We start from the raw sequence: 13174 nt of genomic DNA, 5'->3' as shown, positions 1-13174 counted from the left end.
GTCAAGGGGATGGGGCATCAGAAACCCCATCCGCCTATGCGGTGGGGTAGTTCATGATAGCCCAATCTGCCGGCGGGATCTCCATCCGGTAAGATAAAACCAGAAGCAATTCCCAAGCCATGGAGGTTTCCTTGAGGGAGGGATCCACGATGTCTGTTGCTTGGCTGGCTTCGGTTCTGGCGAGGCGGTCTTGGCTGAGCCGTTTCCTGCGGGGGATGGTGCTTTGCGGGCTGATACTCTGCCTGGGGGTTACTCCGCTGGGATCCCCGGCCCAGGCAGAGGACTACACCAAACGAGATCTGCAGGGGGTGAGCTTTGCAGGGCAAGACCTGAGCGGCTGGAAGTTTCTCAAGGCCAACCTGCGCCAAAGCGATCTCAGCCACGTGAAGGCGGCAGGGGCAAACCTATTCGGGGCCAATCTCAGCAAAGCCAACTTGCGCGGGGCCGACCTGCGGGGGGCCACTTTGGACATGGCCAACTTACAGGGTGCGGATCTGCGAGAAGCGCAACTGCAGGACAGCATGATGTGGCTGGCCCGAGTCGAAGGGATCCAAATTGATGGGGCCGATTTCACCAATGCCTTAATACGCCAAGACGCCCTCTCCATCCTCTGTGAACGGGCCACCGGCGTTAACCCTGTAACCGGTCGGGCCACCCGCGACACTCTTGAATGTGACTGATCCTCACCCCCGGCTCTTCTCCCAGAGGGAGAGGGGAGATAGGCAGCAGAACCCATCGCCTCACTGCCCTCTGGAATCCGGATTTTAGGAGCTGGGAGCGGCTGCCTCAGAACGGGTGGGCTTGCGTTGAAACTGGCTGAGCAGAGAGTTCCAGGCCAAGCGGGCCATCGACAACAGCCAATTGCCCTCCAACTCCCTAAACAGATCCATGTTCAGCTTGAAGGCATAGTTGGCCTCTGCCACAATGCGGTCGATGGTGGCTTGATCCAGCCCCAACGCATCCAGCTGGGCGCGGTAGCGCTGCTTGAATTTGCCCTCATGAGGGATCTGCTCGAAATCGTAGAAGGCCGTTCCTTCCCCCTGCGGCAAGCCCATGGCCCGGCGGGCGATGTTTTTGAGGATTTGGCCACCCGACAAGTCACCGATGTAGCGGGTGTAGGCGTGAGCGATCAGCAGAAGCGGATCTTTTTCCACCACTTCTCGGATGCGGTTGACATAGACCTGGCAGGCAGGGGAGGGCTTGACCACAGCGCGCCAATTGGGGCCGATAAAATAATTCAAGTCCTTCTCCAGGCTGGTCTTGCGCCACAGCTCCGGGTAGTAGAACCGGCCCACCAGCGGGTGCTCTCGCAGTTGGGCAAAGCCCTCTTCCAGAGCACTGTAGACAAAGTAGAAATTGCCCACGTAGCGGCTGTAGGCCCGTTTATCCACCACTCCCTTCAGGAAACACTTGATAAAGGCCATGTTCTCGGCCATGGTGTGGGACTGCTTGGTGCCCTCTCGCAACTGGGCCGACAAGCTGTGGTCCCGGTTATACAGATCACTTTTTTTATTCTGATTGTTCTGACTTTGACTCACAAAACCCTCCTCGCCAACAAACTGTGCTTCATTAGATCACCCGCAGATCACCCGCAAGCCATCCCGAGGTTCCCCCAGCCTGAGAAGCTTTGTAAACCCATTCCCGATCCTTTCTCATGATTGATGGCTCCGCGTCTTGCCCCCTAGCCTGCATCAACAGCGTGCATCTCAAAAGCGACAAAGACCGGCGCCGCGTCCACCCTGGCGACCGGCTGAGCCTGTCAGAACCACCCCTCCGATCCCCACGGTCGACCGGAAATCCGAGCTGGAGCAGCGGATGATCCGTAAAAACGGTCAAAGATTAGAATAATCTGCCTGAGTGTGAATGGATGTGAACAATCCTTAAGGCATGGCGGCAACCGCCCCTGCCCCGGCAGCCAAAAGGGGATCCCCAGCGGTTTTGCCGAGATTTTCCAAGTGAGCCCTCAAGGGATCCGGACAGCCCCTCGACCTTTGTAACGTTCGTTGACGATCGTTGGCGGGGTTTCTATAATGGAAGGCCTGACTGCAGCGCGACCCCTCCCGAGCAACGCATGACACAATTAGCAGTGCCATCCCCTGTCGCTCCTACCTTTCCTGACCTGGTGGAGATTCAGCGGGAGAGTTTCTTGTGGTTTTTGCGAGAAGGGTTTGAAGAGGAGCTTCTCAGCTTTTCCCCCATCATCGATTACACCGGCAAGCTGGAACTGCATTTCCTGCCCGAATATCGCCCTGGGGATCCCTCCAAAGGGTACAAGATCAACCGCCCCCGCTACGACCCTGAGGAGGCCAAGCGGCGGGATGCCACCTACCAAGCGCAGATCCGGGTGCCCACTCGCCTGATCAACAAAGAGACCGGCGAGATCAAAGACATGGACGTCTTCATCGGCGAACTGCCCTTGATGACGGATCGGGGCACCTTCATCATCAACGGCGCCGAGCGGGTGATCGTCAACCAAATTGTGCGCAGCCCCGGCGTCTATTACAAATCGGAGCTGGACAAAAACGGGCGTCGCACCTACAGCGCCAGCCTCATCCCCAACCGCGGTGCCTGGCTGAAGTTCGAGACCGACAAAAACGGCCTGGTGTGGGTGCGCATCGACAAAACCCGCAAGCTCTCGGCGGCAGTTCTGCTGAAAGCCTTGGGCCTGAGCGACTCCGAGATTTACGACAACCTGCGCCACCCCGAATTCTTCCAGAAAACCATGGAGAAAGAGGGGCCCTACACCGAAGAAGAAGCCCTAATGGAGCTGTACCGCAAGTTGCGGCCCGGGGAACCCCCCACCGTATCGGGTGGCCAGCAGTTGCTGGAATCCCGCTTCTTCGACCCCAAACGCTACGATTTGGGCCGGGTAGGGCGCTACAAGCTGAACAAAAAGTTAAATTTGAACGTAGCCGAAAGTGTGCGGGTGCTTACCGTCACCGACATTTTGGCCGTCATCGACTACCTGATCAATTTGGAGTACGACATCGGCCATGTGGACGACATCGACCACCTGGGCAACCGCCGCGTGCGCTCCGTGGGCGAGCTGCTGCAAAACCAGGTGCGGGTGGGCCTGAATCGCCTGGAGCGGATCATCCGAGAACGGATGACAGTCTCCGAGTCGGAAAACCTCACCCCGGCCTCTTTGGTCAACCCCAAACCCTTGGTGGCGGCCATTAAGGAGTTCTTCGGCTCCAGCCAGCTCTCCCAGTTCATGGATCAGACCAATCCCCTGGCGGAGCTGACCCACAAGCGCCGGTTATCTGCCCTGGGCCCCGGCGGCCTAAGTCGGGAACGGGCCGGCTTTGCGGTGCGGGATATCCACCCCAGCCACTACGGCCGCATCTGCCCCATCGAAACTCCAGAAGGCCCCAACGCCGGGTTGATTGGATCCCTGGCCACCCACGCCCGCGTCAACCAGTACGGCTTTATCGAAAGCCCCTATTACCGGGTCGAGAACGGCGTGGTGCGCAAAGATCTGGGCATGGTCTACCTCACCGCTGACGAAGAGGACGAGTACCGCGTGGCCCCGGGGGATGTGCCGGTGGATGCCGAGGGCCGCATCACTGCCGACTTGGTGCCGGTGCGCTACCGCCAAGAGTTCACCACCGCCCACCCCACAGAAGTGCACTACGTCCAAGTGGCGCCGGTGCAGGTCATCTCGGTGGCCACCTCCTTGATCCCCTTCCTGGAGCACGATGACGCCAACCGTGCCTTGATGGGAGCAAACATGCAGCGGCAGGCGGTGCCCCTGCTCAAGCCGGATCGGCCCTATGTGGGCACTGGCCTGGAAGCCCAGGCGGCACGCGACTCCGGCATGGTGGTGGTGTCGCGCACCAATGGCGTGGTGACCTATGTCTCTGCCGACGAAATCGTGGTGCGGCCAGACGACGGCAGGGATCCAATTGTCTATCGCCTGCAGAAATACCAGCGCTCCAACCAAGACACCTGCCTCAACCAGCGTCCCCTTGTCTATACGGGGGATCGGGTGGTGGCTGGCCAGGTGCTGGCGGATGGCCCGGCGACCGAAGGGGGCGAGTTGGCTTTGGGCCAAAACGTGTTGGTGGCCTACATGCCCTGGGAGGGCTACAACTACGAAGATGCCATCTTGATCAGCGAGCGGCTGGTCTACGACGATGTCTTTACCTCGGTACACATCGAGAAGCACGAGATCGAGGCCCGGCAAACCAAACTGGGCCCTGAGGAGATTACCCGCGAAATCCCCAACGTGGGGGAAGATGCCCTGCGGGACCTGGATGAGAACGGCATTGTGCGCATTGGGGCTTGGGTGGAGGCCGGCGACATTTTGGTGGGCAAAGTCACCCCCAAAGGGGAGTCGGATCAGCCCCCAGAAGAGCGGCTATTGCGGGCCATTTTCGGGGAAAAGGCTCGGGATGTGCGGGACAACTCGCTGCGGGTGCCCAACGGCGAGCGCGGTCGGGTGGTGGATGTACGCATCTTTACCCGCGAACAGGGGGATGAGCTGCCTCCCGGCGCCAACATGGTGGTGCGGGTCTACATTGCCCTCAAGCGCAAAATCCAGGTGGGGGACAAGATCGCGGGCCGTCACGGCAACAAAGGCATCATCTCCCGCATCTTGCCGATTGAGGACATGCCCTACCTAGCGGACGGCACACCGGTGGATGTGGTGCTCAACCCCTTGGGGGTGCCTTCCCGGATGAACGTGGGCCAAGTGTACGAGTGCCTGCTGGGCTGGGCAGCAGAACATCTGGGAGTGCGCTTCAAGCTGATGCCCTTTGATGAGATGCACGGTTTAGAAGCCTCCCGTCTGACGGTGGAGGCCAAGCTGAGGGAAGCCCGAGAGAAGACCGGCAAGGACTGGATCTTCAACCCGGAAGGCAGGTACTGCGGCAAAATCCAGGTGTTTGATGGTCGCACCGGGGAGCCCTTCGACCAGCCCGTTACGGTGGGCCGCGCCTACATGCTGAAGCTGGTGCACTTGGTGGATGACAAGATCCATGCCCGCTCCACCGGCCCCTATTCTTTGGTGACCCAGCAACCGCTGGGGGGCAAGGCGCAGCAGGGCGGCCAGCGCTTTGGGGAGATGGAGGTGTGGGCTTTGGAGGCGTTTGGGGCAGCCTACATCCTGCAGGAGTTGCTCACCGTCAAGTCCGACGACATGGTGGGGCGCAACGAGGCTCTCAACGCCATTGTCAAGGGCAAGCCGATCCCTCGACCCGGCACGCCGGAGTCCTTCAAGGTGCTGGTACGGGAGTTGCAGTCCCTCTGCCTAGATGTGTCTGTACACAAGGTGGAGGTGGACAGCGAAGGGCAAACCCACGATGTGGAAGTGGATCTGATGGCCGATACTTCCAACCGTCACACTCCCTCTCGACCCACCTATGAATCGGTTACGGCTGAGGATCTCTCGCCATCACCCGCCTTTACCAGAGTGCTCCGCACCGCTGACGCGAATGCCAGCCGCAGCCTTGAGGAAGATGAGGACGAGGAGGAGGAAGAGGACTTTTGAGGGTTGAGAGCGCTCCCCACCCCTGACGCGAACGTGACGGGGATCCCCTTCAACCCACGAAGGAGGGTGGGGCTTCCCTCTCCTTTGGGTTCAGCAAGCCAGGAGGAAAACGGCGATGGCCAAAACAGAGCAACGCTTTGACTATGTCAAAATCGGCTTGGCTTCTCCAGAACGGATCATGGAGTGGGGCCAGCGCACCCTGCCGAATGGTCAAGTGGTGGGGGAAGTCACCAAGCCCGAGACCATCAATTACCGCACCCTCAAGCCGGAGATGGATGGTCTTTTCTGTGAGCGCATCTTTGGGCCGGCCAAAGACTGGGAATGCCACTGCGGTAAGTACAAGCGAGTACGGCATCGGGGGATCGTCTGCGAGCGCTGTGGGGTGGAGGTGACCGAGTCGCGGGTGCGCCGCCACCGCATGGGCTACATCAAGTTGGCCGCTCCGGTCACCCACGTTTGGTATTTGAAAGGGATCCCCAGCCACATCGCCACCCTGTTGGATATGCCGCTGCGGGATGTGGAGCAGGTGGTATACTTCAACGCCTACGTAGTGGTGGATCCGGGCAATGCCCAGAATCTCTCCTACAAACAACTGCTGACGGAGGATCAATTCCTCGAGATCGAAGATCAGATGTACGAGGAGGGATCCGAACTGCAACTGCCGGAGAACTGGGCCATGATTGGGGCAGAGGCCATCGAGCGCCTGCTCAAGGATATCGACCTGGAAAAAGAGGCGGAGCAACTGCGGGAGGAGATCACCACTGCTCGCGGCCAAAAGCGGGCGCGCCTGATCAAGCGGCTGCGGGTGATCGACAACTTCATTGCCACCGGATCCCGTCCGGAGTGGATGGTGTTGCGGGTGCTGCCGGTGATCCCGCCGGATCTGCGCCCCATGGTGCAGTTGGATGGGGGCCGCTTTGCCACCAGCGACCTCAACGATCTCTACCGTCGTGTGATCAACCGCAACAACCGCCTGGCCCGGCTGCAGGAGATCATGGCGCCGGAGATCATTGTGCGCAACGAAAAGCGCATGCTCCAGGAGGCGGTGGACGCGCTGATCGACAACGGTCGGCGGGGGCGCGTAGTGGCGGGGGCCAACAACCGTCCCCTCAAGTCCCTCTCCGACATCATCGAGGGCAAACAGGGGCGCTTCCGGCAAAACCTGTTGGGCAAACGGGTGGACTACTCCGGGCGTTCGGTGATCGTGGTGGGGCCCAACCTGCGCATGCACCAGTGTGGCCTGCCCAAAGAGATGGCCATCGAGCTGTTCCAGCCCTTTGTCATCCACAAATTGATCAAGCGGGGCATTGTCAACAACATCAAGGCTGCCAAAAAGATGATCCAGAGCAATGACCCACAGATTTGGGATGTGCTGGAAGAGGTGATCGACGGCCACCCCGTCTTGCTCAACCGTGCCCCCACCCTGCACCGCCTGGGGATCCAAGCTTTTGAGCCAATCCTGGTGGAGGGAAGGGCGATTCAACTTCACCCCTTGGTCTGCCCTGCTTTCAACGCCGACTTCGACGGCGACCAGATGGCTGTGCATGTGCCCCTTTCTCTGGAAGCTCAGGCGGAAGCTCGCCTGCTGATGCTGGCCACCAACAACATCCTCTCCCCGGCCACCGGCGCTCCCATCATCACCCCCAGCCAAGATATGGTGTTGGGGTGCTACTACCTGACGGCGGACAACCCCCACGCGCCAGATATTGGCGATCGCTTCTTCGCCAGCTTGGAAGATGCTCTCATCGCCTACGACCGCGGCGCCATCGGCCTGCACAGCAAGGTCTGGGTGCGCTACCACGGCCCGATGGAGTTGGGCAAGGGCGAAAAAGAGTCCGAGCCGCAAATCATCGAAGAAGCGGGCGGCATCCGCCTCAAGATCACCAACTACCGCCGTATCCGCGAAGATCAAAACGGCAACGTGATCAGCCAGTACATTCGCACCACGCCGGGCCGGATCATTTTTAACAAGACCGTGCAGGATATTTTGTCTGCGTAGTTACCCTCTGCCGTAGGACGGCTCTTCTCTCCCCTTCTCTCTAGCGAGGCATCATGAGCGAAAAAGGACGATTTTCCGCTGGCCTGTCGCGGCAGGCTGCCGACGGCAACAAAGCCGACGCCCCTTTGCCCCCTGTGCCCTTTCGCAACTATCAAATTGGCAAAAAAGAGCTGCGTAACCTGATTGCCTGGTCTTTTGCCCGCTACGGCACAGCCCGCACCGCTCAGATGGCGGATGCTCTGAAGACCCTGGGCTTCAAATACGCCACCCAGGCAGCCGTCTCCATCAGCGTTGAAGACCTGCGCGTTCCCCCCAGCAAGCGGCAGTTGTTGGCACAAGCGGAAGCCGAGATCGAGGCGGCCACCGAGCGCTACACCCGCGGGGAAATCACAGAGGTGGAGCGCTACCAAAAGGTGATCGACACCTGGAACCAGATCAACGACCAGATCAAGGAGGAGATGCTCAGCAACTTCCGCCAGAACGATCCCCTCAACTCCGTCTACATGATGGCCAACTCGGGGGCAAGGGGGAACGTCTCCCAGGTACGGCAGTTGGTGGGCATGCGCGGCCTGATGGCCAACCCCCAGGGGGAGATCATCGATTTGCCCATCAAAACCAATTTCCGCGAGGGCCTGACCGTTACCGAGTACATCATCTCTTCCTATGGGGCCCGCAAGGGCTTGGTGGATACGGCCCTGCGCACCGCCGACTCTGGCTACCTCACCCGCCGCTTGGTGGATGTGTCTCAGGATGTGATCGTGCGGGAATCCGACTGCGGCACCGACCAGGGCATTCTCCTGGAATACCTGATGGATGGGGACAAGGTGGTGGTGTCTTTGGAGGAGCGCTTGGTGGGCCGAGTGCTGGCGCGCGACGTGGTGCACCCAGAAACCCAGGTGGTGCTTGCCCGTCGCAACCAAGAGGTGGATCACGACCTGGCCAAGACGATTGTGGAGGCCGGCATCCGCCAGGTGATGGTGCGTTCTCCCCTCACCTGTGAGGCCAACCGCTCCGTGTGCCGGATGTGCTACGGCTGGAGCTTGGCCCATTCCCGCTTGGTGGATCTGGGGGAAGCGGTCGGGATCATCGCCGCCCAATCGATTGGGGAGCCGGGCACCCAGTTGACCATGCGCACCTTCCACACGGGAGGCGTGTTTACAGGGGAGGTGGCCCGCCAAATTCGCGCCCCCTTTGCGGGTGTGGTGCGGTTCCCGAAAAATCTGCGCACCCGCCCCTTCCGTACCCGCCACGGCGACGATGCTCTACAAGTGGAGGTAAACAACCAAATCATCTTGGAAGGCCCAGACGGGCAACGGGAGTCCTTCGACATGACCCAGGGATCCACCCTGCTGGTGCGGGACGGAGCCCAGGTGCAGCGGGATCAGTTGATTGCAGAGGTGTCCCTGGCCAAGGCCAGCCGTAAGAGCACCGAGAAAGCCCAGAAAGAGGTGGTGGCCGACCTGGCTGGAGAAATTCGCTTTGCCGATCTGCCCATCGAGGAGAAGACTGACCGCCAGGGTAACACCACCTACACTGCCCAGCGGCAGGGATTGATCTGGGTGATGTCTGGACAGGTGTACAACCTGCCTCCGGGGGCCGAGCCGGTGGTGAAAAACGGGGATCGGGTGCAGGCGGGGGATGTGATCGCCGAAACCTCGCTGGTGACGGAGCATGGCGGCATTGTGCGGCTACCGGAGCGCAGCGACACCAGAAGTGGGCGCGAGGTGGAGATCATCAACGCTTCGGTGGTGTTGCGGGAAGCACGGGTACGGGTGGAATCCCACCAGGGGCGGGAACAATTTTTGCTGGACACTTCCAGTGGGCAGACCTTTGTTCTCAAGGCTACTCCGGGCACCAAAGTGGGCAACGATGAGGTGGTGGCGGAGCTGATCGACAACCACTTCCGCAGTCAGACGGGAGGCTTGGTGAAGTTCGCCGGCATTGAGGTGGCACGGCGCGGCAAGGCCAAGCAAGGTTACGAAGTCATCCAGGGCGGCACCCTGCTGTGGATCCCAGAAGAGACCCACGAGGTGAACAAGGACATCTCCCTGCTGAACGTGGACGATGGCCAGTATGTGGAAGCAGGCACTGAGGTGGTGAAAGACATCTTTTGCCAGAATGCCGGTGTTGTCGAAGTCATCCAGAAGAACGACATTCTGCGGGAGATTGTCATCAAGCCGGGATCCCTGCATCTGGTGGACAACCCCGCCGACTTGGAAGTGAAAAGTGGCACCCTAATCCAGCCAGGGCAACCGGTGCTCAGCAGCATCGTTCCCGACCGACTGGTCTACCTGGAACACGTGGAAACTCCCGAAGGCCCAGGCTTGCTGCTGCGTCCGGTGCAGGAGTACGAGATCCCCGACCGGCCCTTGGTGCCCACTCAAGAGTCCACCAGCGAGTCCGGTCGCTCCATTCGTCTGCGGGCGGTGCAGCGGGTTCCCTTCAAAGATGGGGAGCGGGTGAAGTCGGTAGGCCCTGTAGAGCTCCTGCGCACCCAACTGGTGCTGGAAATCGATACCGACGCCCCACAACTGAAGGCCGATATCGAGCTGATCCAAGATGAGAAGGATCCAGATATTCGCCGCCTGCAACTGGTGATTCTGGAAACCCTGTTGCTGCGCCGCGACGTGGAAGCGGATCTGACGCAGGGGAGTACCCACACGCGGCTGTTGGTGAAGGAAGGAGACTCCATCGCCAGCGGAGATGTTATCGCCCGCACCGAAATCCAAGCCAAAAAGGCCGGGATCGTCCAAGGGATCCGCGAGGGAGCGGAGGTGGTACGGCGGGTGCTGGTGATTACCGACGACGATCTGGTGCAGGTGCCCCTGACGGGCCCAGCCAATGTGGAAGTGGGGGCGCTGGTGCGGGCTGGGGACGAGCTTGCTCCCGGGATCCCTTCTCCACAGTCGGGACAGGTGATGCAGATAACGGACGGCCAAGTCCTGTTGCGGATGGCGCGGCCCTACTTGGTTTCTGCGGGTGCCATTCTGCAGGTACGGAATGGCGATCTGGTGCAGCGGGGGGATTCTCTGGCCCTCTTGGTGTTCGAGCGGGCCAAGACAGGGGACATCATCCAGGGTCTGCCACGGATTGAGGAGCTGCTGGAGGCCCGCAAGCCCAAGGAAATGTGTGTTCTGGCCAAGCGGCCCGGCACCGTTCAACTGAGCTGGCGGGGAGAAGAGCCAGATCTCAAGGTCATCGAAGCCGATGGCACGGTTAGAGACTATCCTGTGCTGCCGGGGCAGAGCTTGATCGTGGTAGATGGACAGCCGGTGGGGGTGGGGGATCCCCTAACCGATGGCCCTGCCAACCCCCACGACCTCTTGGAGATCTACTACGAGTACCATCGCCAAACCTTGGGAGATGACCAAGCCGCACGGTTGGCTCTGCGGGAGGTGCAGCGCTTCTTTGTCAACGAAGTGCAGAACGTCTACCGCTCCCAGGGGGTGGAGATCTCCGACAAACACATCGAGATCGTGGTGCGCCAGATGACCTCCAAGGTGCGGGTGGATGATGGTGGCGACACCATCCTGTTGCCGGGGGAGCTGGTGGAGTTGCGGGAAATCCAGCAGATCAATGCCACCATGGCCATTACTGGAGGAGCGCCGGCCAAATACACGCCCGTCCTGCTGGGGATCACCAAGGCCAGCTTGAATACCGACAGCTTCATCTCAGCGGCCAGCTTCCAGGAAACCACCCGCGTGCTGACTGAGGCGGCCATTGAGGGCAAATCCGACTGGCTGCGCGGCTTGAAGGAAAACGTAATCATCGGGCGCTTGATCCCGGCAGGCACGGGCTTCACCACCTACGAGGAGATTGCCGCCGAGCCGGAGCCTGACGAAGAGGAGGAAGAGCCTGCGGTGTTGCCGGAGCTGCCGCCTCGTTTGATCTTGGAAGATGATCAATTGATCGACGATTCCACCCCTGCCTTCGACGAGCTAGAGGAGGATGACGACGAGGAGGAGTGAGGCGCTGGGTCTCCAGGATTGGGCCACTTTGCAAACTGAAATCGTCAGTTGCTGCCGCTGCCCCCGCTTGGTGGCCTGGCGAGAGTCAGTCGCCCTTCAGAAGGTGGCCCGTTTTCGCGACCAGCTCTACTGGGGCCGACCGGTGCCAGGGTTCGGGGATCCGCAGGCGCGGCTGTGGGTGATCGGGTTGGCGCCGGCAGCCCATGGGGGCAACCGCACCGGGCGCGTGTTTACCGGGGATCCCAGCGGGGACTGGCTGTTTCGCGCCCTGTACCGAGCCGGGTTTGCCAATCAGCCCACCTCTACCCACCGAGAGGATGGCCTGCAATTGCAGGATTGCTACATCTCGGCAGTGGTGCGCTGTGTGCCCCCGGAGAACCGCCCCACCGCCATAGAAGCCAAGACCTGCCTGGGCTACCTGAAGCAAGAGCTGGAGCTGCTAACCCAGGTGCGGGTGATCCTGACGTTGGGGCATTTTGCCTTCCAACACGCTCTGACGCTCTTGCCACCTCTCAGGCCCCGTCCCCGCTTTGGCCACAACTGCGTTATTCCCCTGGCAGAGGGTCGCTATTTGCTGGCGTCTTACCATCCCAGCCGGCGCAACACGGCCACACGGCTGCTGACGGAGCCGATGTTGGATGCCGTTTTCGCGCAAGCCCAGCAGTTGCTGTCTGGTAAGCCAGCCCGACCGGCTGAGGATTAGGCGGGTTGCCAAGATTCGAGGCGATAGGCACTGTCCCAAAACAGCCATTCCAACCGGGAGGCAGTGACAAAAGCTGCCCTCATCTTTTCCCGCAGCGGTTCTGTAGCCTGCTGAGCGACGGAGTCGGTGATGTCCAAAGCCTGCTGCACCACTTGGGCAAATTCTTCCCCGGCGTAGGTGTCGATCCACTGTTGGTAGGGATTGTCAGGCTGCGCGGTGCGATAGATGGCGGATCCCACCTCTCGGTAGATCCAAAAGCAGGGCAGCACAGCGGCAATGGCCACCTCATAGGGATCCACAGCCGCCGCAGCCAACAAAAAACGGGTATAGGCGAAGCAGGCAGGGGCATAGGCTGTTTCGGGTTGAATGTCGTAGAGGCGAAAATAGCTTTCGTGCAGGCTGCGTTCGGCCACAATGGCTCCCAGGGCAAAGTTCAAGAAACTCACCACCTGCTCAGCCCCTTCGGAACGAGCTCCAATCAAGGCCAGGGCGCGGGCAAAGTCGGTGAGATAAAGAGCATCCTGCTGCAAGTAAAACTGGAACCGCTGCCGCGATAGGCTGCCCGCTGCCAACTCTCGGTTGAAGGGGTGATCGAGGATTTGCTTGTAGATGGGCTGAATGGCTTGCCAAAGGTGGGCTGTAAAGGACTGGGGCATGGCGACCGTCTCTCGGCGTTTGGTCTTCAGCTAGAAATTGCAGGAGCCCCGCACTGTACCTATAAAGTCAGTGTTGGGAGGAATGCTATAATAATACTGCGGGCACCAGAAACGGTTTTTTTTAAGGCACTGGTAACGGTCGATTGGGGGTGCAGTAAACCACCCCAGAGGCTCGTGGTTGGCTTGCTAACTGCAGGGCTACTAAAAGCCCGCTCCGTACCGCCTAGCGGTTGGTGTCGGGTAGTTTACTCGATTGGTGATTGACCTGACCAGGGCCAGCACCTCTGCTGGGGCTGAGGCTTTCTTCATTTTGAATCTCAATTAGGCTTCGGGCATGAGGGGGCGGAACCCATGCTT

General features: G+C 60.2%; 7 protein-coding genes. 5 read left to right on the top strand and 2 right to left on the bottom strand.

Going from position 1 to position 13174, the window contains the following annotated elements:
• Window positions 1-149: 149 nt before the first annotated feature.
• A complete protein-coding gene (locus NW820_RS04515; protein ID WP_414356737.1) occupies window positions 150-680 on the top strand; it encodes a pentapeptide repeat-containing protein in 531 nt (176 codons plus the stop codon).
• A gap of 84 nt (window positions 681-764) precedes the next feature.
• On the opposite strand, the gene NW820_RS04510 is transcribed toward NW820_RS04515, so the two are convergent.
• On the bottom strand, window positions 765-1478 hold the full coding sequence (locus NW820_RS04510) for a heme oxygenase (biliverdin-producing) (protein WP_414406801.1): 714 nt from the start codon (window positions 1476-1478) through the stop codon (window positions 765-767).
• Window positions 1479-2071: 593 nt separating this feature from the next.
• Between NW820_RS04510 and rpoB the strand changes: the two genes are divergently transcribed.
• The 4 genes from rpoB (at window position 2072) to NW820_RS04490 (ending at window position 12161) form a co-directional block, all read left to right on the top strand.
• The gene (gene rpoB, locus NW820_RS04505; protein WP_414406800.1) at window positions 2072-5491 is read left to right on the top strand and encodes a DNA-directed RNA polymerase subunit beta; all 3420 of its coding nucleotides are present in this window, start codon (window positions 2072-2074) and stop codon (window positions 5489-5491) included.
• 115 nt (window positions 5492-5606) lie between these two features.
• Window positions 5607-7490, top strand: a complete 1884-nt coding sequence (locus NW820_RS04500; RefSeq protein WP_414406799.1) for a DNA-directed RNA polymerase subunit gamma — start codon at window positions 5607-5609, stop codon at window positions 7488-7490.
• Window positions 7491-7543: 53 nt separating this feature from the next.
• Window positions 7544-11458, top strand: a complete 3915-nt coding sequence (locus tag NW820_RS04495; RefSeq protein ID WP_414406798.1) for a DNA-directed RNA polymerase subunit beta' — start codon at window positions 7544-7546, stop codon at window positions 11456-11458.
• Window positions 11439-12161: a uracil-DNA glycosylase gene (locus tag NW820_RS04490; RefSeq protein ID WP_414351370.1), complete on the top strand. Its 723-nt coding sequence runs from the start codon at window positions 11439-11441 to the stop codon at window positions 12159-12161. The genes NW820_RS04495 and NW820_RS04490 overlap by 20 nt, the downstream gene beginning before the upstream one ends.
• Here NW820_RS04490 and tenA read toward each other — a convergent pair.
• The gene (gene tenA, locus NW820_RS04485) at window positions 12158-12817 is read right to left on the bottom strand and encodes a thiaminase II (protein WP_011434003.1); all 660 of its coding nucleotides are present in this window, start codon (window positions 12815-12817) and stop codon (window positions 12158-12160) included. The genes NW820_RS04490 and tenA overlap by 4 nt on opposite strands.
• Between the last annotated feature and the right edge of the window lie 357 nt (window positions 12818-13174).

It is taken from the genome of Synechococcus sp. R55.7, assembly GCF_047461955.1.
GTDB lineage: Bacteria > Cyanobacteriota > Cyanobacteriia > Thermostichales > Thermostichaceae > Thermostichus.
This window is presented reverse-complemented; position numbering and strand designations above follow the sequence as displayed.